The organism is Pseudomonas syringae (genome assembly GCF_021605415.1).
In the GTDB taxonomy this organism is placed as follows: Bacteria; Pseudomonadota; Gammaproteobacteria; order Pseudomonadales; family Pseudomonadaceae; genus Aquipseudomonas; species Aquipseudomonas syringae_S.
Genome location: NZ_WKEQ01000018.1, coordinates 16,895 through 41,829 on the forward strand (window position 1 = coordinate 16,895; position 24,935 = coordinate 41,829).

Sequence of the window (24,935 nt, forward strand, 5' to 3'; positions counted from 1 at the left end):
GCAAGCAAATGTAGGAATTAGCCTATTAAGCTATGAGAAAAATGGATCCGAGTAGCTGTTTTGGGGCAAACTCCTCCGTTTCAACAGTTCGACAAGGCTGCCTCATGTCCTCTCCGTCTTCGGTCGACGAGCAACGGTTTCGCAAGCTCCTGAGCCGCAACATCCGCCTCCCGCTTGGCGTCGGCGTGCTTAGTGCCGTGTTCTTCGTGTCGCTGATTACTTATCTGTTGTCCGTGATCCAATGGGTCGAGCACACCGATCGGGTGATCAATAACGCCAACGAGGCGGTGAAGCTCAACGTGGATCTGGAAACCGGCATGCGCGGTTACTTGCTCAGCGGCGACGAACATTTCCTCGATCCCTACGAAATCGCCAAGCCGCGCATCGCCGTTGCGCTCACGACCCTGCTGGAGCTGACCGGTGACAATCCGGTGCAGACCGATCGCGTTCGCCGCTTGCAGGCATTGCAGATCGAGTGGGCGAATTATGCGCAGTCGATGATCGACCTGCAGCGCTCCAGCGGTGACTACCGCGCTGCGATCAAGGCCGGACGCGGCAAGCGCCTGACCGATGAGATCCGCAAGCAGTTCGAAGACATCATTGAAACCGAGCAATTGCTACGGGCCACGCGCAACGAAGATGTACGCCGTACGACGATCTGGAGCATCACCCTGTATTTGCTGTTCGTGGCGGGTATCAGCGGTCTGCTGGCCTACGTCGGCCGTCGCGATCTGGTCAGTCTGTCGGAAAACTACGTTGCCAACCTTGCCGCGCAGCAGGCCAGTGCCGAACGGTTGGAGCGTCAGGCCTGGTTGCGCAATGGCCAGACCGAACTGGCCGAGCAAGTTATCGGGCAACTGACGCTGAACTTGTTGGGCCGCAACATTCTGCAATTCTGTGCGCAATACCTCGGCACGGCCGTGGCTGCACTTTATGTGCGCGAAGAGCACGGCGGCCTCAAGCGCGTGGCGACTTACGGCTTCTCTCGCGAGCAGGAAGAGCAGGATCAGTCGATTTTCAGCGGTGAAGGGATTGTCGGTCAGGTTGCGCAACAGGCACGGCTGATTCGTCTCGATTCAGTGCCGGCGGACTATTTCAAGGTCAGTTCGGGGCTGGGTGAAGGCTTGCCTCACAGCGTCCTCGTGGTGCCGACCAGCGACGACGACCGGGTCAACGGCGTGATCGAGCTGGGCTTCCTGCGCCCGCTCACTGATCGTGACATTGCCTTGCTGGAGTTGATTGCCGGCAATATCGGCACGTCCATCGAGGCGGCTCGCTACCGTCAGCGCTTGCAGGAGGTTCTGGCCGAAACCCAGCAGCTCAACGAAGAGTTGCAGGTGCAGCAAGAAGAGCTCAAAACCGCCAACGAGGAACTCGAAGAGCAGTCGCGCATCCTCAAGGAGTCCCAGGCCCATCTGGAAACCCAGCAGGTCGAGCTGGAGCAGACCAACGAACAACTGGCCGAGCAGGCGCAGGTGCTTGCTGAACAGCGCGACGCCATGGACGATAAAAACACTCAACTCAATCAGGCGCAGATCCAGCTTGAAGAACGCGCCGAAGAGTTGCAGCGCTCCAGCAAATACAAGTCAGAATTCCTCGCCAACATGTCCCACGAACTGCGCACGCCGCTGAACAGTTCGCTGATTCTGGCCAAGTTGCTGGCGGAAAATCCGCAGGACAATCTCACCGCCGAACAGGTCAAGTTTGCCGAGTCGATATATTCAGCCGGCAACGACCTGCTGCACCTGATCAACGACATCCTCGACATTTCCAAGGTAGAGGCCGGCAAACTCGAAGTATTTGCCGAAAATACCAGCGTCGAGCGCCTGGTCGAAGGTTTGCGCGGCATGTTCAAGCCGATGGCGGCAGACAAGCATTTGACGTTTACCGTCGATGTCCAGGCTGATGCGCCGGTGACGCTGTTCACCGATCGCCAGCGTGTCGAGCAAGTGGTGAAAAACCTGTTGTCGAACGCAGTTAAGTTTACCGAACAGGGCACTGTCAGCCTGACGGTTGCCAGTTATCCGGACGATCACATCGCCTTCATCGTGCGCGATTCCGGGATCGGCATCGCCGCAGATCAGCAGGAAAGCATTTTCGAAGCCTTCCGCCAGGCCGACGGCACCACCAACCGTCGCTATGGCGGCACCGGCCTCGGCTTGTCGATCTCCCGGGATCTGGCGACGTTGCTGGGCGGTACGATCAGCGTCAGCAGCGCGCCGGGGCAGGGCAGTGTGTTCACTCTCGTGCTGCCTTTGCAGTACAGCGAGTCCGACGAGGCGCCGAAGTCTGCTATGACCCTGGTCCCAAGCGCTCCTGCACCCATTGCAGCCGTCCCGGCAGTTGTACAGCCAGCGGCAGTGGTCAATATTCCGCGCTTCGCCGATGACCGTGAAAAGGCACCGTTCGCCACCCGCTGCATTCTGGTGGTGGAAGACGAGCCGAACTTTGCGCACATCCTTTACGATCTGGCCCATGAGCTAGGCTACCAATGCCTGGTCGCCCACGGTGCAGACGAAGGCTATGACCTGGCCAGCGAGTATCTGCCGGACGCCATTCTGCTTGACATGCGCCTGCCGGATCATTCCGGGCTGACCGTATTGCAGCGCTTGAAAGAGCACGCCGAAACGCGGCACATCCCCGTGCATGTGATTTCGGTAGAGGATCGGGTCGAGGCGGCAATGCACATGGGCGCCATCGGTTACGCGGTCAAGCCGACCACCCGCGAAGAGCTCAAGGACGTATTTGCCCGTCTCGAAGCCAAGCTGACGCAAAAAGTCAAACGTGTGTTGCTCGTGGAAGACGACGACCTGCAACGCGAAAGCATTGCCCGATTGATCGGCGACGAAGACATCGAAATCACTGCGGTCGGCCTCGCGCAAGACGCGCTCGAACTGCTGCGTACGACGATTTTCGATTGCATGGTCATCGACCTGAAACTGCCGGACATGCTCGGCAACGAGCTGCTCAAACGTATGTCCACCGAGGATATTTGCTCGTTTCCGCCCGTAATCGTCTACACCGGTCGCAACCTCACCCGTGATGAAGAAACCGACCTGCGCAAATATTCTCGCTCTATCATCATCAAAGGTGCACGCTCGCCTGAGCGGCTGCTGGACGAGGTCACACTCTTTCTGCACAAAGTCGAATCGCAGTTGTCCCATGAGCGGCAGAAGATGCTCAAGACCGCGCGCAGTCGCGATAAGGTCTTCGAAGGTCGCAAGGTGCTGCTGGTGGATGATGATGTGCGCAACATCTTTGCCCTGACCAGCGCGCTGGAGCATAAAGGTGCAATCGTGGTCATCGGCCGTAACGGCCTTGAAGCGATTGATAAATTGAATGAGGTCGACGACATCGATCTGGTGTTGATGGACGTGATGATGCCGGAGATGGACGGGTTTGAAGCCACCATCGAAATCCGCAAGGATCCGCGCTGGCGCAAGCTGCCAATCATTGCGGTGACGGCCAAGGCCATGAAGGATGATCAGGAGCGCTGCCTGCAGGCCGGCGCCAACGATTATCTGGCCAAACCCATCGATCTGGATCGCCTGTTTTCGTTGATTCGCGTGTGGCTACCGAAGATGGAACGCATTTAGTGGAACGCAGTAATCCAGAGCAACGTAACAGCGAAATCGAATTACGGCTGTTGATCGAGGCGATCTATCTCAAATACAGCTACGATTTTCGAGATTACTCCGGCGCGTCGATCAAGCGCCGGGTGCAACATGCGTTGAGTCAATTTGAGTGCGCGACCATTTCGGCCTTGCAGGAAAAAGTCCTGCATGACCCGACGGCGTTCATGCAATTGCTGCAATTGCTGACGATTCCCGTCAGCGAGATGTTCCGCGACCCTTCACATTTCCTCGCCATTCGCCGGGAAGTGGTGCCGCTGCTCAAAACGTACCCGTCGATCAAGATATGGATCGCCGGTTGCAGTACAGGCGAGGAGGTCTATTCGATGGCGATTCTGCTGCGTGAAGAAGGCTTGCTCGACCGCACGATCATTTACGCCACCGACATCAACCCGCGCTCGCTGGACAAGGCCAAGCAAGGGATTTTTTCGATGGAGAATGTGCGCGCCTACACTGCCAATTACCAAAAGGCCGGCGGCCAGCGGTCGTTCGCCGAGTACTACACGGCTGCCTATGGCTATGCGATTTTCGACAAGAGTCTGTGCGAAAACGTGACGTTTGCCGACCATAGCCTGGCCACCGACAGCGTGTTCTCGGAAACCCAGTTGATTTCCTGCCGTAATGTACTGATCTACTTCAACAAGAAGCTTCAGGATCGGGCGTTCGGGCTGTTTCATGAATCCTTGTGCCACCGAGGGTTTCTGGTGTTGGGCAGCAAGGAAACCCTGGATTTTTCCGGCTATGCGACCCAGTTTCAGCCGCTGGTCAAACAAGAACGGATCTATCGCAAATCATGAACGACGCAACGGCATTACCTCGGGTAGAGGCGATTGTGATCGGCGCTTCCGCCGGCGGCGTCGAGGCGTTGTTGACGCTGCTGAGTCCACTGCGCAAGGGCTTCGTATTGCCGATCATTATCGTGCTGCATTTGCCGGACGAGCGTCGTAGCCAGTTGGTCGACGTCTTCGCCCGGCGGTTGTCGCTGCCGGTGCTGGAGTCCGGCGACAAACTGGACATTCACGCCGGTACCGTTTACGTCGCCAGCCCCGGCTATCACCTGTCGGTGGAGCAGGATCGCAGCCTGTCGTTAAGCCTGGAGGATCGTGTGCATTATTCGCGGCCATCCATTGATTACCTGTTTGAGTCCGCTGCCGATGCCTACGGTCCGGCGCTCGCTGCAGTCTTGTTGACCGGCGCCAATCAAGACGGCGCGCGCGGAATGGCCGAGGTCAAAAAACGGGGCGGCCTGACCATCGTTCAGGATCCCGAAGACGCTCAAGTTGCCACGATGCCCCAGGCCGCGCTTGATTCGCACCAACCTGATCATATTCTCCCTCTGCACGGCATCGGCCGTCTGCTTGTCGAGCTGGAACGAATCGCATGCTGAACCACATCCAAGCCAAACTGCTGATCGTCGACGATCTGCCGGAAAACCTGCTGGCCCTGGAAGCGCTGATCAAGCGTGAGGACCGCACGGTCTACAAGGCGCTGTCGGCGGACGAAGCATTGTCGTTGCTGCTTCAGCATGAATTCGCCATGGCCATCCTCGACGTACAGATGCCGGGCATGAACGGCTTTGAACTGGCCGAGTTGATGCGTGGCACCGAAAAGACCAAAAACATCCCGATCATTTTTGTCAGCGCTGCCGGCCGTGAGTTGAACTATGCGTTCAAGGGCTATGAAAGCGGTGCGGTGGACTTTCTGCACAAACCGCTGGATATCCACGCGGTAAAAAGCAAGGTCAACATCTTTGTTGACCTGTACCGCCAAAGCAAAGCCATGAAACAGCAGGTGGACGCGCTTGAACAAAGCCGTCGCGAACAGGAAGCGCTGCTTGAGCGGTTACAAAGAACGCAGCTTGAGCTGGAACAGGCGGTGCGCATGCGCGATGACTTTATGTCCATTGTCGCCCACGAAGTGCGTACGCCGCTCAACGGCCTGATTCTGGAAACCCAGTTGCGCAAGATGCACTTGGCCCGCGACAACGCATCGGCGTTCACACTCGACAAAATGCACGCCATGGTCGACCGCGACGAGCGGCAGATCAAAAGCCTGATTCGTCTGATCGAAGACATGCTCGATGTGTCGCGAATCCGCACTGGCAAATTGTCGATCCGGCCAAGCCCGGTCGACTTGCGCAAACTGGTGCAAACGCTTCTGGAAAACCTGGCGCAACAAATCGAAGCCGCAGAGACGTCGGTATCCCTGGAGGCCGATGATCCGGTACTGGGCTGCTGGGACGAATTCCGCATCGAGCAGGTGGTCACTAACCTGATGACTAACGCTTTGCGGTATGGCGGGCGCAACCCGGTGCAGGTGCGGGTTTACCGCCAGGGTAACGAGGCGCGTGTCGAGGTGCAGGATCAGGGCATCGGCATCAGCGAAGAAAACCAGAAGCGCATTTTTCAACAGTTCGAACGGGTGTCCGCCAAGACAGTGATCGCCGGTCTCGGGCTGGGTCTGTTTATTTCCGAGCAGATCGTCGCCGCACATGGCGGTTCAATCGTCGTCGAAAGTCGAATCAATGAGGGTGCCCTGTTTCGCGTTTGTCTACCGATTCAGGAAAGCGGCGAAATGAACGCAACCTCTGAGTGACCACACGGTCGTATCAGCAGCTATTGACCGAACAAAGGCTTCCCATGAGTGAAGATGCGCAAGATGTAGTACTCGTCGTCGAAGACGAACCGGTTATCTTGATGGTGCTGGCGGACTATCTGTCAGGGCAGGGTTATCGCGTGCTGCAGGCCGAAAACGGCGAGCAGGCGTTCGATATTCTGTCGAGCAAACCGCATCTGGATTTATTGATCACCGATTTCCGTCTGCCTGGCGGCATCTCCGGCGTGCAGATTGCCGAGCCTGCGGTGAAGCTGCGACCGGATCTGAAGGTGATTTTCATCAGCGGCTATCCGCAGGAAATCCGTGAGACCGGCAGCCCGATCACGCAGAAGGCACCGATCCTTGAAAAACCCTTTGACCTCGACGTGTTGCAGGAAAAAATCCAGGAACTGCTCGCCTGACGCAAGCCGCTACGTGTAGGAGCTGACGAGATAAACGAGGCTGCGATCTGTTGATCTTGCTGTTAAAAAACAGGATCAAAAGATCGCAGCCTCGTTTCACTTGTCAGCTTCTACAAAAGGGGGGGTGGGTTGTTCAGGAGCGGATCATTTCGCGTACTTTGGCGGTGAGCAGATCGAAGGTGAAAGGCTTGGTGATCATCTGCATCCCCGAGTCGAGGAAACCACCACGCACTGCGGCGTGCTCGGCATAGCCGGTAATGAACAGCACCTTGAGATCAGGACGTAATTGCCGACCGATTTCGGCCAGTTGCCGGCCGTTCATGCCCGGCAGTCCGACGTCGCTGATCAGCAGGTCGATGCGCTGCGATGAGTCGAGGATCGGCACGGCGCTGTCCGCATCGCCAGCTTCGACAAAGGCGTAACCCAACTCACTGAGCACGGCGCTGACGAGCACCCGGACGGCTGGATCATCCTCGACGATCAGGACGGTTTCTCCGTCCTTCGCATGGGGCGCCTGCAAGGTATCGAAGGTTTCTTGCGGTACATCCTCGCCAATAAAACGTGGCAGATACAGTTTCACCGTGGTGCCTTGATCGATTTCGCTGTCGATCGATACATGTCCGCCGGACTGTTTGCTGAAACCGTAAATCATCGACAGGCCCAGCCCGGTGCCCTGACCGATCGGCTTGGTGGTGAAAAACGGGTCGAAGGCGCGGTTGATGACCGATTCAGGCATGCCACAGCCACTGTCGCTGACACTGAGCATCACGTAATCGCCCGGCTCCAGGTTGCTGTAAGCCGCGGTGAATTGCGCATCCAGTACCTGATTGGCCGTTTCCACCACCAGTTTGCCGCCATTGGGCATGGCGTCCCGGGCGTTGATCACCAGGTTGAGCAGGGCGCTTTCCAGTTGATTCGGATCTGCTTTGGCCACCCACAATGGTTCGCCCAGGCGCATCTCCAGGTGAATGCTTTCGTTGAGGCTGCGTTGCAGCAACTCGTCCATGGACAGCACGAGCGCATTCATCTGCACCGCTTTGGAATCCAGCGACTGGCGTCGCGAGAATGCCAGTAACCGATGGGTCAGACTCGCAGCGCGGTTGGCTGATGTCACACCGAGGTCGATCAGACTTTCCAGATCGTCAGTGCGGCCACGTGCGATGCGACGGCGCAACAGTTCGAGGCTGCCTATGATGCCCGTCAGCATGTTGTTGAAGTCATGGGCGATGCCGCCCGTCAACTGGCCGACCGCTTCCATCTTCTGCGACTGACGCAGGATTTCCTCGTTGTGCCGCAGTTGCGCGGTGCGTTCTTCGACTTGTTGCTCCAGGGTTTCGAGCGTCGATTGCAGGCGTCGCTCGCTGTCGCTCAAATCGATCAGACGGTCACGCGCCTCATATTGTCGTCGCCGCCCGCGCAGAGCGGTGGTGACCAGACTGACCAGCGTTGCCGGGTGAAACGGCCGCTCGAGAAATGTCACGTTGCCCAGCAAGCTGCTGAGCCGCGAGGAAGGCCCCTGTTCCTGGCCGCCGTGGTGGGTCAGCAAGACGATCGGCAAATCCGACCAGGCCGGCTGTTGATCCAGTTGCAGCAGCAGGGTCTCCAGTTCCGGCCCGCGCAGGGCTTCGGTGGCGATCAGCAAGAGCCCGGCGCCGGATTCCAGTGCCAAGCACAGCGCGCCGAGATCCGGGGTGATCACGCCGCCGAATCCTGCTTCCTTGAGGATCATCAGGGCGATCTGGCTGTCGCGGCCCATAGGCGCCAGAATCAGCGTCCGCTCCGGCAGCAGTTCAGTTGCCGTCACAAGGTTTCATCCTTTAGCAGCGGATTGCTCGCACCCAAGTAGGTTGGCACGCCGCGCAGCACGCCCTGGAAAGCTTCCAGCGGTTCGCCGATGGTGATGCCCCGGGACGAAATGCGGTACTCGCGAATGGTCGATTCATGACTGCCGGTACGTTTTTTGATGATCGAAATGGCGCGGCGCACTTTGCCGACGGCTTCGAAGTAGCGCAGAAGGATCACGGTATCGGCCAGATAAGTGATGTCAACCGGCGTCTGCATATCGCCGACCAGCCCGTGTTGGGCAACGGTCATGAAGGTCGCGGCGCCTTTGCGATTCAGATACAGCAACAGTTCGTGCATGTGCAGCACCAGGGCGTTCTCTTCCGGCATTGCTGCCTGATAGCCATTGATACTGTCGATTACCACGGTTTTGATGCCAAGTTCATCGACGCAACTGCGCACACGGTGGGAAAACTCGCCGGGAGACAGTTCGGCGGCATCGACTTGTTCGATCAGCAGATTGCCTGTGGCTTGCAACGCCGCGAGATCAATGCCCAGGCTTCGCATGCGCTCGAACAGCAGACCCAACTCTTCGTCAAAGATGAACAGCGCAGCTTTTTCGCCACGCATCACTGCGGCAGCGGCGAAGATCATCGAGATCAGCGATTTGCCGGTGCCCGCCGGGCCGAGAATCAATATGCTCGAACCGGTTTCGATGCCGCCGCCGAGCAAGGCGTCCATCTCTCTGATGCCGCTGGTCAATTGCAGGCGCGGGTAATCGCCGCGATGCTCGGCAGCGACCAGCCGAGGGAAGACGTGAATGCCGTCGCCCATGATCGTGAAATCATGGTATCCGCCACGGTATTTCTGGCCCCGGTACTTCACTACGCGGACGCGGCGTCGTTCTGCGCCATAGTTGGGGGTCAGTTCCTCCAGGCGAATCACGCCGTGCGCAACGCTGTGCACGGTTTTATCCAATGATTCGGTGGTCAAGTCATCCAGCAACAACACGGTGGCGTCGTAACGGACGAAATAATGTTTGATCGCCAGAATCTGTCGGCGATAGCGCAGCGAGCTCTGCGCCAGCAGACGAATTTCGGAAAGGCTGTCGAGTACCACGCGGGTCGGCTTGAAGCGCTCGACCACTTCGAAAATCTGCTTGGTCGCCTCGCCCAATTCAAGGTCGGAGGAATACAGCAGGCTCTGTTGGTGTTCGGCGTTGAGCAGACTTTCCGGCGGTGTCAGCTCGAAGATTTCAATGTTTTCGTCCAGATCCCAACCGTGAGACTTTGCGCCTTGGCGCAGCTCAAGTTCGGTTTCCGACAGGGTGATATACAACGAGCGTTCGCCGGCGAGTGAGCCGGCCATGAGGAAATGCAAAGCGACCGTGGTCTTACCGGTTCCTGGCTCGCCTTCGAGCAGGAATACATGGCCGCGTGACAAGCCACCGGTCAGGATGTCATCCAGACCTACGATGCCGGTGGCGGCTTTTGCACGGTTCAACTCGTTATAGTCAGACAAAGAATGCCCTCTAATGACCAGGGGAATCGAGGCAGCTGGCCCTGTGCCAACTGACTGCCTGATTACTTGACCGTTGGCCGAGTAGGGGGTTCCGCATTTTATGATCGAATGTGTCCGCCTTTCATAGGCCTTGCTGCAAGGACGGGTCGTCTGGATTGAGCTGTTCCAGCTCCGCCAGCAAGATTTGCACGTTCTGTAACTGGCCGCTTTCCTTCCAGTAATTGATCAGCAAAACCCGCGCCTTGCGGTCGGCGGGATGCCGCTGGACGATCTCCTGCAACTGCTTTTGCGCAGCTTCGAGTTCTTCGGCGTCGTGCAGCGTAGTCGCCAGATCGTAGCGATAGTCCTTGTTGTCGGGGGCAAGCTCCACGGCTTTGGACAGGCCGAGCAGGGCGTACTCGCGCTGCTCGTGATGCAGCAACCACAGACCGAGCGCATGTTGCAGATACGCCGAATCCGGTTGTGCTTTGAGTTGTTTGGCGAGCAGTTGCCGCGCGGCATCGCTTTGGCCTAATCGATCCAGCACGTCGATTTGCAGCACCAGTGCCGGGAGGTTGCCGGGATCGCGCTGCAGACTCTGATCCAGCGCCTGCTGCGCTTGCTTGAGTTTTGCGTTGTGCACATACAGGCGTGCGAGCTGGACGAAGGTTTCGGCGGTCTGCGGTTCACGTTTGAGCGCGTCTTCCCAGCCGTCGATGGCTTGTTGCAAGGGGCCGAAATACAAACCCAGTTCATCCGGCGTCAGTCCAAGCAGGGCATTGATCGCGGCGAAGCGAACGGTCTGATTTTCATCGTCAAGCAGCGGCCCTAACAGCAGGCTGCGCTGGCCGCCGGGCACCAGGCCCATCACACTTTTGATCGCTGCCAGACGAACGTCGGCGGCTTCGTGCTGCAGATCGATGTCCGCGAGTTTCAACGCCTGGGGACTGGGGTAGTTGGGCAATTCAGTATGCAACCAGACGCGTCTTTTTACCGACAGGTCAGGGCGCGCCAATTGCTGGTACAAAACCCGTGCGGCGCCCGGTTTACCTGCTCTTGCGGCCGTCAGAGCCTCGCTGTAACCGTGTTTGATCGCTTCCGGAATCACGGGCGCAGTCGAGCGCAATGACAGCCACGCAATGATGGCGACAAGCAGCAGGGATAGGCTGATAAACAGATAGCGGCGAGACTGAAGCATGCGGGTATCCGAAAAGGTCAGGGCTGCAAGCTTCGACCAGCACCGCGCCTGAGTCAAACCGTCCATTGAAATTCCCCTGTGTACGAGCCGCGTTCGGCAGCTCCTTCAGGGGTTTGCACAAAAAAGCCCCGCGACCGAATGATACGCGGGGCAAAAATTTGGCTGGTTGCGGCCAACCAAAGGAGCTCTTTAACAATCCGTCACTTGCTGGCGACGGTCTCCGGTTGCCAGCCGCCACCGAGGGCTTTGTAGATCGCGACGATGCCGCGGTACTGATCGACTTCGGCCTGGGCCTGGCTGTCTTCGGCGGCCAGACGCTCGCGCTGGGCATCGAGCAGGACGAGGAAGTCCGCCGTGCCTTCTCGGTAACGTATTTCGGCCAAATCAGCCGCCCGGCGGCTCGATTCGCTCTGACGGATCAGCGAGATCAACCGTTGCTGGCGTTTGCCGTAATCGCTGAAGGCGTTTTCCGATTCTTCCAGCGCCAGCAGCACTTGCTGCTCGTAATTCGCCAGCGCGCCTTCGGCATCGGCATCGGCGCCGCGCAGACGGGCCCGCACGCTGCCCAGGTCAAACGCCGCCCAAGTGATGCTCGGGCCCAGTGCCCAGGCGTTGGCCGCCGACGAGCCGATCTGCGAACCACGCCCGGCCGTCCAGCCGAGGAAGCCGCTGAGGCTGACGCGAGGAAACAGATCCGCTTTCGCCACGCCGATTCGCGCGGTAGCGGAAGCAAGCTGCCGTTCAGCGCTGAGAATGTCCGGGCGACGCTGCAGCAGTTCACCTGGATCGCCAATCGGTAATGCCTTGGCAATTGCCGGCAAGTCTTTCGGGCTCAGGTCGACGGTCAGTTTGTCCGCACGTTCGCCCAGCAGGGTGGCGATCCGATTTTTCTGTCGTACCTGTTCGGCCTGCAGCTGCGGCACGCTGGCTTCAACCGAGGCCAAACGCGCATCGGCACGCTCGACATCGAGCTGATCACCGACGCCGGCATCACGCAGGCTGATGGTGATCTTGCGTGACTCCTGCTGGTTGTTCAGGTTCGCCAGGGCGATTTTTTCCCGCAGTTGAGCGCCGCGCAGTTGACCGTAGGCGTCGACCAGTTCGGCGATCATGGTGACTTGGAGCTGGTACAGATCGGCTTCAACCGATTGCTGCTCGGCGTCGGCCGATTCCAGATTGCGCTGGATGCGACCAAACAGGTCGATCTCCCAAGCCATGTCCAGTCCCAGATCGTAGCGCTCACTGTTGACGCGGTCGGTGGTCTGGCCCGGGATTTGCCCTTTGCCCAGGTCACTACTGGCGCGGCTGGTAATGGTCGGCATGGCGTCGTTGCTGACGTCATCGCGAATCGCCCGGGCGGACTTCCAGCGGGCGAACGCCACGCGCAAATCACGGTTGCCTTGCAGCGACTGAGTCACCAACTGGTTGAGGATCGGATCATCGAACTGCTGCCACCAGATGCCTTCGAAGCGCGAGCGGTCAAAGTTCTTCTGACCGGCGGCGCCGTCGGTGGCGGTCGTGATATTGGCCGCCTCCGTCGCCGGGGTCTTGTAGTCAGGGCCGACGGCACAGGCGCTCAGCGCCAGTACCAAAAGGCTCGGCAGGAAGACTTTCAGACTCATTGTTGCGCCTCCAGTGGCTTTTGAAGATTGAGTGCCTTGGCCGCTTTGCGTTGCTCACCGCGTTCCACGAACTTACGGATCAATACATAGAACACCGGCGTCAGCAGCAGACCGAAGAAGGTCACCCCGAGCATCCCGGAGAACACCGCCACACCCATGGCGTGACGCATTTCGGCACCAGCACCGCTGGAGAACACCAATGGCACCACACCCATGATGAACGCGAACGAAGTCATCAGGATCGGCCGCAGACGCAAGCGGCAGGCTTCAAGCACAGCGGCCAGCGGGTCGAGACCTTCTTCCTGTTTATCCTTGGCAAACTCGACGATCAGAATGGCGTTCTTACAGGCAAGTCCCACCAGTACGATCAGACCGATCTGGGTGAAGATGTTGTTGTCGCCACCGGAGGCAATCACGCCGGTAATGGCCGACAGCAGCGTCATCGGTACGATCAGGATCACCGCCAGTGGCAGGCTCCAGCTTTCGTATTGAGCGGCGAGCACCAGGAACGCCAGCAAGACGCAGAGCGGGAACACGAACAACGCGGTGTTGCCGGACAGAATCTGCTGGTAAGTCAGGTCGGTCCATTCGTAGGTCATGCCGTTCGGAAGTTCTTCCTCGAGCAGTTTCTCGATGGCTTTTTCGGCCTGGCCAGAACTGTAGCCCGGGGCTGCCGCACCGTTGATTTCTGCGGTGATGAAACCGTTGTAGTGCATCACGCGATCCGGGCCCGAGGTGTCGCTGACCTTGATGAAGGTCGCCAGCGGGATCATTTCGCCTTTGTTGTTGCGTACTTTCAGTTGGCCGATCTGGTCGGATTCGAGGCGGAACTGTTGATCAGCCTGAACGTTGACCTGATAGGTGCGACCGAAGCGGTTGAAGTCGTTGGCATACAGCGAACCCAGGTAAATTTGCAGGGTGTCGAAGATGTCGCTGACGGCCACACCGTGGGTCTTGGCTTTTTCCCGGTCGATGGCGGCATCGACCTGTGGCACGTTCACGGTGTAACTGGTGAACAGCCCGGCCAATTCCGGCACGTTGTGGCTCTTGGCAATGATGTTCATGGTTTCTTTGTACAGCTCGTCGTAGCCCAGGTTGCCCCGGTCTTCGATTTGCAGGCGGAAACCACCGATGGTGCCCAGGCCCTGAACCGGCGGGGGCGGGAAGATCGCCATGTACGCTTCCTGGATATTCGCGTATTGACCGTTCAAGGCCCCGGCAATCGCACCGGCAGACATGCTCGGGTCTTTACGTTCGTCGAACGGTTTCAGGGTGACGAACACGATGCCGGCGTTGGGGCTGTTGGTGAAGCCATTGATGGACAGCCCCGGGAACGCGACGGCGCTTTCCACGCCTGGCTGTTTCAGGGCCAGGTCAGACATGCGCTTGATCACGTCTTCGGTGCGATCCAGGCTAGAAGCGTCCGGCAGTTGCGCGAAGGCCACCAGGTATTGCTTGTCCTGGCCGGGTACGAAACCGGTCGGGGTGTTGGCGAAGCCGAAGAAGGTCAACACCATCAGGCCTGCATACAACAGCAGAGCGATGCCGCTGCTACGGATGACCCGGCGCACGGTGCCGACGTAGCCATGGCTGGCACGATCGAAGAAGCGGTTGAACGGACGGAACAACCAGCCACCGAAAATTTTGTCCAGCACCTTGGAGAAACGGTCTTTGGGCGCGTCGTGGCTCTTGAGCAACACCGCCGCCAATGCCGGCGACAAGGTCAGCGAGTTGAACGCCGAGATCACCGTCGAGATCGCAATGGTCAGCGCGAATTGTTTGTAGAACTGTCCCGTCAAGCCGGAAATGAAGGCTGCCGGAATAAACACCGCACACAGTACCAGCGCCGTGGCAACGATAGGGCCGGTCACTTCACGCATGGCGCGCTTGGTGGCTTCGACCGGTGTGAGTCCCAGTTCTATGTTCCGTTCAACGTTCTCCACCACCACGATGGCGTCGTCCACCACGATACCAATGGCCAGTACCAGGCCAAACAACGACAACGCGTTGAGCGAGAAGCCAAAAAGGTGCATGACCGCAAACGTACCGATCAGCGATACCGGCACCGCCACGAGCGGGATGATCGAGGCGCGCCAGGTTTGCAGAAACAGGATCACCACCAGAACCACAAGAATAAGTGCTTCGAAGAGGGTGTGAACCACCGCCTCGATCGAGCCGCGCACGAAGATGGTCGGGTCATAGACGATGCTGTAATCCATGCCTTGCGGGAAGCCCTTCTTCAGTTCCTCCATCTTGCCGCGCACTTCGTTCGAGATATCGATAGCGTTGGAGCCTGGACGCTGGAAGATCGGGATAGCCACGGCCGGCTGATTGTTCAACAGCGAACGCAAGGCGTATTGGCTGGAACCCAATTCAACGCGAGCAATGTCTTTGAGGCGAGTGATCTCACCGTCATCGCCGGCGCGAATGATGATGTTCTCGAACTCTTCCTCGCTGACCAGACGGCCCTGGGTGTTGACCGACAGCTGGAAGCTCTGGGCAGTCGGGGCGGGGGGCGCACCGAGTTGACCGGCAGCGACTTGGCGGTTCTGCTCACGTATCGCCGTGACCACGTCGGTAGCCGTCAGGTTGCGCGAAGCGGTCTTGTTCGGATCGAGCCAGACGCGCAGCGAGTAATCGCCCATGCCGAACAGCTGCACGTCGCCGACCCCGCCCAGCCGCGCCAGCTCATCCTTGATATTGAGGATCGCGTAGTTGGACAGGTACAGCATGTCGTAGCGTTTGTCCGGCGAGGTCAAGTGCACAACCATGGTCAGGTCGGGCGATGCCTTGTCGACGGTGATACCGATACGTGTCACTTCCTCGGGAAGTTTCGGCTCGGTACGCGTCACCCGGTTCTGCACCTGCACCTGCGCGTTGTCCAGGTCAGTGCCCAGGGCGAAGGTGATGGTCAGGGTGATCTTGCCGTCAGCCGTGGATTGCGAGGACATGTACAGCATGTTCTCGACGCCGGTGATGGCTTGCTCCAAAGGAGCGGCCACGGTTTCACCGATGACTTTCGGGTTGGCACCCGGGAAGTTGGCGCGAACCACGACGGTCGGTGGCACCACTTCCGGGTATTCGCTGATCGGCAACTGGAACAGCGAGATCGCACCGGCAATCAGGATCAGCAGCGAGAGCACCGCTGCGAAGATCGGCCGTGAAATGAAGAATTGGGAAAAATTCATCGGAGTTGTTATCCCTTAACCGCGTGGGGTCGTAGCAGCCAGTTTCGCAACCGAACCCGACGCAGCTTTTACTGGCGCGCCTTTAGGCAGGTTGCTGGCTTCCAGCGCTTGTCGTTGTTGGGCGAGTGCGGCAATAGTTTCCTTGGTCGCCATCGGAACTACTTCTGGCGTGACCGGCGAGCCAGGACGGACCCGTTGCAGACCTTTGACGATGATCGTGTCGTCCTTTTGCAGGCCGGTACGCACGATGCGCAGGCCTTCGATTTTCGGGCCGAGTTCAACCGAGCGGTAAACGGTGTTGTTGTCGGCATCCATGACCAGCACGAATTTCTTGCCCAGATCGGTGCCGACCGCTTCATCGTTGATCAACATGGCGTTGTAGGTGCCGCTGCCGACCAGTTTCAGCCGTGCATACAGGCCCGGGGTGTAGGTGCCATCGCTGTTGTCGAACACCGCGCGACCGCGAATGGTGCCGGTTTTCGGATTGACCTGGTTGTCGACGAAGTTCATCTGGCCCAGGTGCGGGTTGCCGTCTTCGTTGGACAGGCCCATGTACACCGGCGTGGTCGCCCCGCGCTGACCCTGACGGGCGAGTTGGGTGTATTTGAGGAACACGCGCTCATCGGCATCGAAGTAGGCGTAGACCTTGTCGGTGGAAACGACGCTGGTCAGCGCTGTCGTATCGGCGGTCACAAGGTTGCCGGCAGTGATTTCGGCACGGCTGACGCGACCACTGATCGGTGAAGTGACGCGGGTGAAGCTCAGGTTCAGCTTGGCCAGATCCAGTTGCGCCTGAAGAGCGCCAACGGCAGCGCGGGCTTCTTGCGCAGCGCTGGTGCGCGAGTCAGCCAGTTCAGCGGAAATGGCGTTGCTAGTGCGCAGGCGTTCGCCGCGCCGGGCTTCGTTTTCACTGCGGGTGGCGTTGGCGCGCGATTGAGCGACCAAGGCTTCGAGGCGGCGAACCTCGGCCTGGAACGGACGCGGATCGATCTGGAACAGCAAGTCGCCTTTCTTGACCAGCGCGCCTTCGGTGAAGGCGACGTCGTCGATCTGGCCGGAGACCCGTGGACGGATTTCAACGGTCTCCGGTGCTTCGAGGCGCCCGGTGAACTCGTCCCACTCGTTGACCGGTTGCTCCAGCACCTTGGCCACGCTGACTTTGGCGGCTGCGGGTGCGGCGGCAGTCTCCGGGGTTTTGCCGCAAGCGCTCATCACCAGTACGGCCAAAAGAGCCAACGGGAAGCGCAAATGTTTAAGTGACTGTTCCATGGATGCATCCGCCCATTTGTATTGAGAATGGGCGGATGATGATCGGCGGGGTATGTATCGCACGAATCGAATGAAGCAAAGGTAACTATCATTCGGAATGATATGAACGCGAAGCAAGCCCTCTAGGATGAGGCTTTCGTTAGGGGGCTATCAATCTCGTTGATGACAATTCAGTGTTGCACGATCTGTAAGGACGCCGTGTTCGTGTAGGTGGTGTCAGGCAAGACTGTCGGGGTCGCCAAAAAACATCTGGATTCGCGAGCGCAACCAACGCTCACCCGGATCGTTGTCCTGCGACCCGCGCCAGGCCATGTGCAGCTCGAAGGAGCGGGTCGGCAGCGGCGGTTCTTCGGCCCGCACGCCACCGGCAGAGGTCAGCGCGTCGGCGGCGTAGTCCGGCACGGTGGCGACGATGTCGGTGCCGGCAAGCAGGGTGCTCAATCCGTTGAACTGCGGAACGGCCAACACGACATGCCGTTTGCGGCCGAGTTTTTCCAGCTCTTCATCAATGAAGCCGCTCAGGTCGCCAGCGAATGACACCAATGCGTGGGGGCGGGCGCAGTAATCGTCCAGGCTCAACGGCCCCGGCACGGTGTCGGCACGCAGCAGTTTCGGTTTGCTGCGACGCAGCACCTTGCGTTTGGCGTTGGCCGGCAAATCGGTGGTGTAGCTGACGCCAATGGAAATCTCGCCCGATGCGAGCAAGCCTGGCATCAGAATGTAGTTGACCCGACGCACAACCAGCACGATGCCAGGCGACTCGGCGCGCAGGCGTTTGAGCAGCATCGGCAGCAACGCGAATTCGACATCATCCGACAGGCCGATACGGAACACGGACGTGCTGGTAGCGGGATCAAACTCTGCTGCACGGCTGACCGCCGTGGAAATCGAATCCAGGGCCGGCGAGAGCAGGGCGAAGATTTCCATGGCCCGGGCGGACGGTTCCATGCTGCGCCCGGTGCGCACGAACAGCGGATCGTCGAACAGGCCACGCAAGCGCGAAAGGGCCGCACTGATGGCCGGTTGACCGAGAAACAGCTTTTCCGCAGCCCGTGTCACGCTGCGTTCGTGCATCAGGGTTTCGAAAACGATCAACAGGTTCAGGTCGACGCGACGCAGGTCATTACGATTCATCTGGAGTCCTGGCAGAGTCATCAAGCTTGACGAAAGCAGTCATATGAGAACAATGACCGGCATGAATCTTACGGGCAAAGGCTGGTACTCTGCACCGGAAAATTCAGCTTTACTGAATACAAGGCAGCAGTTTTTTCCATGCATCGTGATCAGGCTGCCCATACGGCGGAATCAATGACAGGCATGTCGACTATTAATAGCCACTGATAGTCTTGGGCCGAAAGCCCGGATAGAGTTCAGGGCATTAGAGGTTACTTTGGCGAGGTTTGCGATGTCCCGCACGATCCGTTTTCACAAGTTTGGTCCGGCCGAGGTGCTCAAATGCGAAGAGCATGCGGCCGCTCAGCCAGGTCCTGGCGAAGTGCAGGTGCGTGTCGAAGCGATCGGCATCAGCTGGTATGACACGCTCTGGCGTCAGAACCTGGCTTCGTCTCAGGCGCGCCTCCCTTCCGGCCTTGGCCATGAGATGGCTGGCGTAGTAACCGCCGTGGGCAACGACGTCGAGGATCTGTCTGTCGGCGATAAAGTGGCCAGCTTCCCGGCGGAAAGCCCCAACGACTATCCGGTCTACGGTGAGCTGATCGTTCTGCCGCGCACGGCATTGACCCGTTACCCGGATGTGCTCAGCCCGATCGAAGCCAGCGTGCATTACACGCCGCTGTTGATCGCCTACTTTGCTTACGCCGATCTGGCACGGGTCAAACCGGGGCAATATGCCTTGGTCACCGATGCCAGCCACTGCGCCGGTCCTTCCTTTGTGCAATTGGGCAAAGCCTTGGGCATTCGCGTGATTGCCGCGACGAAAAGCGCGGAAGAACGTGAATATCTGTTATCCCTCGGGGCGGAGAAGGTCATCGTCACCGAAGAGGAAGATCTGCTGCTGCGGATCAACAAAATCACCGATAACCGTGGCGTCGATGTTGTCTTCGACGGTCTCGGCGGTCCGCAGATGTCGTTGCTCGGCGACGTCCTTGCACCACGTGGCAGCCTCGTGCTGTACGGCCTGCAAGGGGGAAACCAGACGCCGTTTCCGGCCTGTGCTGCCTTCCAGAAGAACATTCAGTTCTTTGTGCACTGCATCGGCAACTTCACGGGCAAACCCGAACTGGGCATCACTCAGGATCACGTCGCGTTGCAGCGTGCCCTGCGTGATATCAACCAATTGACGGCCGATCGCGTGCTGTTGCCGCTCAAGACACGGGTATTCCCGTTCGACGAGTTCGTCCAGGCCCATCGCTACATGGACGAGTGCCCATGCCGCGAACGAGTGGCCCTCAAGGTCGAACCGGCTTAATCCTGCTGATCAGAGTCCGTGATTTCACGGACTCTTTTGTGTTATCCCACCGCATCCTCAGACAGTTCGGGCTCATTGCTCGACGCCGTTCAGCAACTGAACTGGTTTTTCCTGTCGATCTGTATCTTCTAATCATCATATAACCCCTGATAATTGAGTAATTACTTCATCTCAAGGAATGAGCTATGGCTGTACATTCTCTTCGACTTTCGAATTATCTAAACCGTGTTTATATCCGCTGTGCCTATTTCTGTTTAATGGTTGTAGGGATGCGCCGAGCGCCGTTCTTTTTTTCTTGTACTCATTGTCCGTGGGACAGTGTCGGAAGTTTCCTAGGAGTCTCCGGAGCACGAGAAAAATCAACAGGAGCAAGGGTTTGCCGGTGCCAAGTGTTCGTTGGGTTGGAGCGCCGCTTCATGTGTTTCAAATAACTACGAAAACTTAAGTGTTAGCATTTAAGCGTCTATTAATTAAATACTTTATTGCGTGGGCCTGAGACCGTGACTGCGCGATATGAAACTTTGGCTACCGGGTAATTACTGATGAGTACGATCCATGATCAGGCAATGAATTATGTCTACCAGCAAGTTCTGCAGCGATTGCTGAGTTTCTTTTCCCGTGCCGAACGCACGGCGTTGCAATTGCTGATACAGCGCCTCGTCGTCGCTGCGGGCGGAACGGAGCGCATCGGAGATTTCAAGGTGCTGGTCATTCAGTCCGGCACCCGCGACAGCTGTTACGCACTGGCTCTGCTGCGCGCGGCACAGCTGAGCATTGCCGGTCGAGCACCGGGGACGTTCCAGCTGCGAGTCGCCAACCTGCGTGGCGCAGGCACGGCTACAACGGCGTTGCACAATATGCACCGCAGCTACAGCGCGCTATTTCTTTACGATGACCCACGGGTCGAGTTGTTGATGGTCGATCATCGAGAGGTGCTGTCGTTCAATCATCTGGCCGCATTCAGTGACGAAGGCAACGAAGCAAGCCGCTTGAATCTGTTGACGATGGGGCATCGTCGCAACTGGGATGAAAAGCTTGAGCTGTGGGATCACACCTATCTCGCCACGGCCGAATTCTACGGGCAGATTGCGCGTTGGAATAATGGCGTGGATGCGTTGCTCGGCAGTGAGGGCCCGCGCCGCCAGAACGCTTTCCTGCAGGGCCTGGATCGTGCCACGCAAAAGGCCGGGCTGGGCGCGCTCAGGTCTCATAACGGCGGGTTCGAAGAGCTTTTCGTACTGCTTGACGGTTTGGGTGGCGACTGTTTTCGAATGTTCTACCCGGAGGCGGACCTGGCGCCGTGGCGTCCAGCTGGACAGTTCGAAGCATGCCGACGCAGTACCTGCATCGACATTCACGACATCGTCGCCGGCGATTTGAAGGAGCGGTGGCCGTTGCTCAGTGATTTCCTCGGCTTCCAGGCACAAGAGTTTGCGCAGGATTTAACTGACAGCGAATTGGCGGACCCGTTGATCGCCGGGCATCTATGCGGCCTGCAAGCCAGTCTGATCGAGGGGCGCACTTATCAGGCCGGCGTCTCGGATTATCTTCAGCGCAGCGTGGATGAGTTGCGTCGCAACCTGGTGCCGGAGCCGGTCTGCGAACGGTTGCTGACGACCTTCGGTTATTTGCGCGATTTCGATGAACTGCGTTTGCGGGCCGCTGCTGCATTACAGGCTGGCTACGGCGTCAGCGAGACGCAGCTCACCTGTCTGATTCATGCACCGTTCATCGACGGCGGCGCGGGTCTTGAACGGTTCTTGCGCAGTTGCCACCCCGGCATGTTGGTGGCGCTGCCCGACCTGCACCGCGCCATGCAGGGTTTGCATGCGCCCGATCAGGTGCTGCACTGGATGACGGATGTCAGCGGCTTGCCGGTCAAACTGATCACTCGCTTGTATGGCATGGGCCCGGTCCGTATACGCCATGAGCCCGACGCCCTGTCACTTGGCGAGGCATCGGATGATGGTGAATTCGACAATGCCGGGGCTGCACCGGGTGACCGTTCCGCTGAAGGTTGACCGTGAGCGGTATGGGAAGCCAGGGAGGCGAACTCATGAAAGCGCCGCGGGAAAGCGAATTCGCTTATCAGGCGGTGTACCGTTATCTGGCGCAGTTGATCAGCGAACCCTGTGGCGAGGGGGCGGTAAGGCTGCCTTCACTGCGTGAACTGGCCGATCGCTTGAATGTGTCGATTTCCACAATCCAATACGCCTATTCGCTACTGGAAAAGGAGGGGCGGGTCTATTCGGTTGCCAAATCAGGCTATTACACCCATGCCGCCGCATCCCTCATGCCACCTTTGGGTGGCGGCGACTTGCTGGAAACCCTTTACATCCATGCACGGCGCCCCGGCATGCGGGTGCTGAGCATGGACGACCCGGCATCGTTGCAACCACTGGACAGCCCGCTGCTAATGCTCGAAAGAGAACTGCTGCGCCAGTACCCAAGACAGCCGCCGATACCGCTGCAACCGTGTGGTGAACTGGAACTGCGCACCGTTCTGGCGGCTCGCTACACTACGTCGCCGACGCAGTGCTGGCATGCCGAGGATGTCTATATCGGCGCGGATTTGCGCGGTGTATTGGAGATACTCATCCGCGTGCTGGATTTGCGAAACACGACAGTGATTGTCGAATCACCCTGTGACTGGGTCATCCTGCGTTTGCTAAGCGCCGCTGAAGTACGGGTCATCGAACTGCCTTTACAGGCGCAAGGCGAAATTGATCTGCAACAACTGGGCAGCCTGATCAATGCAGAAACGGTCAGGCTGATCCTGTTGTCATCAGGATTGAGCATGCCGTTCGGCAGCGTGCTTGCCGAAGCCCATCTGCGGGACATAGCGCAATTGTTGATGCGTCACGACGTCTGGTTGCTGGAAAACGATTGCCACAGCGAGCTGAGCGACGTGAAGTCACCGCTGCGTCTGCGTGATTTGCTGGATCCCGACCGCCTGTTGGTGTTTTCGACCCTCGAAAAAATCATGGGAGCCGAGGCGCCTTATGGCTTTGTATTGTCCCGTCAGTGGCGTGAGGCGCTGCAACGGCATTTTCTGTTGCGTGCATTTCGTCTGTCGCCCATTCGTCAAAAGGCAGTCGCGCGGCTGTATACCAGTGGACGTATTGATCAACACCTGCACCTGCTGCGGCGTTTGCTCAAGGAGCGGCGAACCCTGCTGATTCAACTCTTGCGGGAGCGCTTGGGCGATACGCTGCATATCATCGATCCCCAGGGCGGCGCGACAATCTGGGTGTGTTCACGGCGTAAGGTAGACATGGCGTCTGTCTTTCACCGTCTGCTCAAGCAGCAGGTGGTCATCGCGCCGGGTGAGCTGTTCAGCCTGCAAGGTTTGCACGCTGACTACCTGCGTTTGAGCCCGGGTAATTGCGCCGATCAGGAACTCGCGAGTGTGGTCGGTCTTCTGGGCGATGCGCTGCGATTGGCGCCCGGCAGTTGAATGTGGGAAAACGTCGAGAATATGCTGGATCGTTCACATCGCGTTGCGGTCAAATCGTCCGTAAACTGCGCTGTATTTCCTGAACCACTCGATCTCAGAGGTTTTGCATGACACTCAGTCCTTTTGCGGGTAAACCGGCACCGGCAGAATTGTTGGTCGACATCCCGCGACTGGTGACGGCCTATTACACTGGCCAGCCTGATGCTTCGATTTCCACCCAGCGTGTGGCGTTCGGCACGTCCGGACACCGGGGCAGCTCGTTCGACCTGAGTTTCAATGAATGGCACGTTCTGGCCATCAGCCAGGCAATCTGCCTGTACCGTGAAGCGCAAGGCATTGATGGCCCGCTCTTTGTCGGCATCGATACCCACGCGCTGTCGACCCCGGCCGGTGCCAGTGCATTGGAAGTATTGGCGGCCAACGGTGTCACCGTAATGATCGCTGCCAATGACGAATACACGCCGACACCGGCGGTTTCTCACGCGATTCTTTGCTACAACCGGGGTCGCACTTCGGGCCTGGCGGATGGCGTGGTCATTACGCCTTCGCACAATCCTCCGCAAAGCGGCGGTTACAAATACAACCCCACCAATGGCGGCCCTGCCGACACTCACATCACCAAGTGGATCGAAGCCAAGGCCAACGAGCTGCTAGCCAATAAACTGGCCGGCGTGAAGCGCATCAGCTATGAACAGGCGCTGAAGGTGCCAACCACTCATCGCCATGACTACCTCAACACCTACGTCGCCGACCTGATCAATGTCATCGACTTCGATGCGATTCGTGATGCCAAGCTGCGCCTGGGTGTCGATCCGCTGGGTGGAGCAGGGGTGCGCTACTGGTCGGCGATTGCCGAGCATTACCGCCTCGACCTGGACGTGGTGAACAAGGCCGTGGATCCGACCTTTCGCTTCATGACGGTCGACTGGGACGGCCAGATTCGCATGGATCCATCCTCCAGCCACGCCATGCAAGGCCTGATCGGCCTGAAAGAACGCTTTGACGTCGCCTTCGCGTGCGACCCGGATCACGACCGTCACGGCATCGTCACGCCGTCTGGCGGCCTCCTGGCGCCGAACAGCTATTTGGCTGTGGCGATCGATTACCTGTTCCAGAACCGTGCGCAATGGCGCGCCGATGCTGCTGTCGGAAAAACGGTGGTCAGCAGCGGTTTGATCGACCGTGTGGCCAAACGCCTGGGCCGTCGTCTGTATGAAGTGCCGGTGGGTTTCAAGTGGTTTGCCGATGGCCTGTTCGATGGCTCCCTGGGCTTTGGCGGTGAAGAAAGCGCCGGCGCTTCGTTCCTGCGCAAGGACGGTGGCGTCTGGAGCACCGACAAGGATGGCTTGATTCCGGCGCTGCTGGCTGCAGAAATGACCGCCCGCACCGGTCGCGACCCAAGCCAGGCTTACCGTGCACTGACCGACGAACTCGGCGAGCCGTTTTCGGTACGCGTTGACGCCAAGGCCAATCCGGAGCAGAAAGCCCTGCTGAGTAAGTTGTCGCCGGGTCAGGTCACGTCGACCGAGCTGGCGGGCGAGAAAATCCAGAGCATTCTCAGCCATGCGCCGGGCAACGATGCAGCCATCGGTGGCCTGAAAGTGATGACTGAGAACGGCTGGTTCGCGGCACGTCCGTCGGGCACTGAAGACATCTACAAGATCTACGCCGAAAGCTTCATCGGCGATGACCACCTCAAGCAACTGGTTGCCGAAGCGCAAACCCTGGTCGATGGCGCAATTTCCACCCAGTGACACACGAAAAAAGGGCGACCACAACGGTCGCCCATTTTTTGAGGAGTGGAACGAGGCTGCTCCTGCAAATTGAAAAAACCTCAGCGTC

16 protein-coding genes are annotated in these 24,935 nt (G+C 58.6%); 9 read left to right on the top strand and 7 right to left on the bottom strand.

All coding sequences use genetic code 11. The annotated features are described in order from the left end of the window. The first annotated feature begins 104 nt into the window (after window positions 1-104). The 5 genes from GIW69_RS14525 to GIW69_RS14545 are packed head-to-tail and all read left to right on the top strand — an operon-like array spanning window position 105 to window position 6,649. Window positions 105-3,596: a response regulator gene (locus GIW69_RS14525; protein ID WP_236483365.1), complete on the top strand. Its 3,492-nt coding sequence runs from the start codon at window positions 105-107 to the stop codon at window positions 3,594-3,596. Beyond that, window positions 3,596-4,429, top strand: coding sequence for a CheR family methyltransferase (locus GIW69_RS14530; RefSeq protein ID WP_236483366.1), 834 nt, complete (start codon window positions 3,596-3,598; stop codon window positions 4,427-4,429). The genes GIW69_RS14525 and GIW69_RS14530 overlap by 1 nt, the downstream gene beginning before the upstream one ends. Further along, window positions 4,426-5,019, top strand: a complete 594-nt coding sequence (locus GIW69_RS14535; RefSeq protein ID WP_236483367.1) for a chemotaxis protein CheB — start codon at window positions 4,426-4,428, stop codon at window positions 5,017-5,019. Before GIW69_RS14530 ends, GIW69_RS14535 begins: the two co-directional genes overlap by 4 nt. Further along, window positions 5,013-6,227, top strand: a complete 1,215-nt coding sequence (locus tag GIW69_RS14540; RefSeq protein WP_236483368.1) for a hybrid sensor histidine kinase/response regulator — start codon at window positions 5,013-5,015, stop codon at window positions 6,225-6,227. Before GIW69_RS14535 ends, GIW69_RS14540 begins: the two co-directional genes overlap by 7 nt. Window positions 6,228-6,271: 44 nt before the next feature. Further along, window positions 6,272-6,649 carry a response regulator gene (locus GIW69_RS14545; protein WP_236483369.1) on the top strand — a complete coding sequence of 126 codons (378 nt, stop codon included), beginning with the start codon at window positions 6,272-6,274 and terminating at the stop codon, window positions 6,647-6,649. A gap of 133 nt (window positions 6,650-6,782) precedes the next feature. On the opposite strand, the gene GIW69_RS14550 is transcribed toward GIW69_RS14545, so the two are convergent. The 7 genes from GIW69_RS14550 to GIW69_RS14580 all read right to left on the bottom strand — a co-directional run bounded on the left by GIW69_RS14550 (window position 6,783) and on the right by GIW69_RS14580 (window position 18,342). Next, window positions 6,783-8,453: an ATP-binding protein gene (locus GIW69_RS14550; RefSeq protein ID WP_236483370.1), complete on the bottom strand. Its 1,671-nt coding sequence runs from the start codon at window positions 8,451-8,453 to the stop codon at window positions 6,783-6,785. Beyond that, the gene (locus GIW69_RS14555) at window positions 8,450-9,952 is read right to left on the bottom strand and encodes an ATPase domain-containing protein (RefSeq protein WP_236483371.1); all 1,503 of its coding nucleotides are present in this window, start codon (window positions 9,950-9,952) and stop codon (window positions 8,450-8,452) included. Before GIW69_RS14555 ends, GIW69_RS14550 begins: the two co-directional genes overlap by 4 nt. A 121-nt stretch (window positions 9,953-10,073) precedes the next feature. Continuing rightward, window positions 10,074-11,129 (bottom strand): tetratricopeptide repeat protein, encoded by a 1,056-nt coding sequence (locus GIW69_RS14560; protein WP_236483372.1) that lies wholly within the window; start codon window positions 11,127-11,129, stop codon window positions 10,074-10,076. A 200-nt stretch (window positions 11,130-11,329) separates the two neighbouring features. After that, window positions 11,330-12,751 carry an efflux transporter outer membrane subunit gene (locus GIW69_RS14565; protein ID WP_236483373.1) on the bottom strand — a complete coding sequence of 474 codons (1,422 nt, stop codon included), beginning with the start codon at window positions 12,749-12,751 and terminating at the stop codon, window positions 11,330-11,332. After that, window positions 12,748-15,939: an efflux RND transporter permease subunit gene (locus GIW69_RS14570; RefSeq protein ID WP_236483374.1), complete on the bottom strand. Its 3,192-nt coding sequence runs from the start codon at window positions 15,937-15,939 to the stop codon at window positions 12,748-12,750. Before GIW69_RS14570 ends, GIW69_RS14565 begins: the two co-directional genes overlap by 4 nt. Window positions 15,940-15,954: 15 nt before the next feature. Further along, window positions 15,955-17,208, bottom strand: coding sequence for a multidrug efflux RND transporter periplasmic adaptor subunit MexE (gene mexE / locus GIW69_RS14575; RefSeq protein ID WP_236483375.1), 1,254 nt, complete (start codon window positions 17,206-17,208; stop codon window positions 15,955-15,957). A gap of 216 nt (window positions 17,209-17,424) precedes the next feature. Further along, entirely contained in the window at window positions 17,425-18,342 is a 918-nt protein-coding gene (locus tag GIW69_RS14580; RefSeq protein WP_236483376.1) for a LysR family transcriptional regulator, read from the bottom strand. A gap of 271 nt (window positions 18,343-18,613) precedes the next feature. Between GIW69_RS14580 and GIW69_RS14585 the strand changes: the two genes are divergently transcribed. From GIW69_RS14585 to pgm, 4 genes are all read left to right on the top strand, one after another. Further along, window positions 18,614-19,636 (top strand): zinc-dependent alcohol dehydrogenase family protein, encoded by a 1,023-nt coding sequence (locus tag GIW69_RS14585; RefSeq protein WP_236483377.1) that lies wholly within the window; start codon window positions 18,614-18,616, stop codon window positions 19,634-19,636. Window positions 19,637-20,178: 542 nt separating this feature from the next. Beyond that, complete coding sequence (locus GIW69_RS14590) at window positions 20,179-21,657, top strand: hypothetical protein (RefSeq protein ID WP_236483378.1); 1,479 nt, start codon at window positions 20,179-20,181, stop codon at window positions 21,655-21,657. 35 nt (window positions 21,658-21,692) lie between these two features. After that, window positions 21,693-23,093: an aminotransferase-like domain-containing protein gene (locus GIW69_RS14595; protein WP_236483379.1), complete on the top strand. Its 1,401-nt coding sequence runs from the start codon at window positions 21,693-21,695 to the stop codon at window positions 23,091-23,093. A 107-nt stretch (window positions 23,094-23,200) separates the two neighbouring features. Continuing rightward, entirely contained in the window at window positions 23,201-24,847 is a 1,647-nt protein-coding gene (gene pgm / locus GIW69_RS14600) for a phosphoglucomutase (alpha-D-glucose-1,6-bisphosphate-dependent) (protein ID WP_236483380.1), read from the top strand. Window positions 24,848-24,935 lie beyond the last annotated feature (88 nt).

What these genes read in the sequence shown, in the direction of transcription:
- GIW69_RS14535 (WP_236483367.1), top strand. Translation starts at nt 4,426, where the DNA reads ATGAACGACGCAACGGCATTACCTCGGGTAGAGGCGATTGTGATCGGC.
- GIW69_RS14565 (WP_236483373.1), bottom strand. Translation starts at nt 12,751, where the DNA reads ATGAGTCTGAAAGTCTTCCTGCCGAGCCTTTTGGTACTGGCGCTGAGC.
- GIW69_RS14525 (WP_236483365.1), top strand. Translation starts at nt 105, where the DNA reads ATGTCCTCTCCGTCTTCGGTCGACGAGCAACGGTTTCGCAAGCTCCTG.
- GIW69_RS14580 (WP_236483376.1), bottom strand. Translation starts at nt 18,342, where the DNA reads ATGAATCGTAATGACCTGCGTCGCGTCGACCTGAACCTGTTGATCGTT.
- pgm (WP_236483380.1), top strand. Translation starts at nt 23,201, where the DNA reads ATGACACTCAGTCCTTTTGCGGGTAAACCGGCACCGGCAGAATTGTTG.
- mexE (WP_236483375.1), bottom strand. Translation starts at nt 17,208, where the DNA reads ATGGAACAGTCACTTAAACATTTGCGCTTCCCGTTGGCTCTTTTGGCC.
- GIW69_RS14540 (WP_236483368.1), top strand. Translation starts at nt 5,013, where the DNA reads ATGCTGAACCACATCCAAGCCAAACTGCTGATCGTCGACGATCTGCCG.
- GIW69_RS14560 (WP_236483372.1), bottom strand. Translation starts at nt 11,129, where the DNA reads ATGCTTCAGTCTCGCCGCTATCTGTTTATCAGCCTATCCCTGCTGCTT.
- GIW69_RS14595 (WP_236483379.1), top strand. Translation starts at nt 21,693, where the DNA reads ATGAAAGCGCCGCGGGAAAGCGAATTCGCTTATCAGGCGGTGTACCGT.
- GIW69_RS14545 (WP_236483369.1), top strand. Translation starts at nt 6,272, where the DNA reads ATGAGTGAAGATGCGCAAGATGTAGTACTCGTCGTCGAAGACGAACCG.
- GIW69_RS14590 (WP_236483378.1), top strand. Translation starts at nt 20,179, where the DNA reads ATGAGTACGATCCATGATCAGGCAATGAATTATGTCTACCAGCAAGTT.
- GIW69_RS14570 (WP_236483374.1), bottom strand. Translation starts at nt 15,939, where the DNA reads ATGAATTTTTCCCAATTCTTCATTTCACGGCCGATCTTCGCAGCGGTG.
- GIW69_RS14585 (WP_236483377.1), top strand. Translation starts at nt 18,614, where the DNA reads ATGTCCCGCACGATCCGTTTTCACAAGTTTGGTCCGGCCGAGGTGCTC.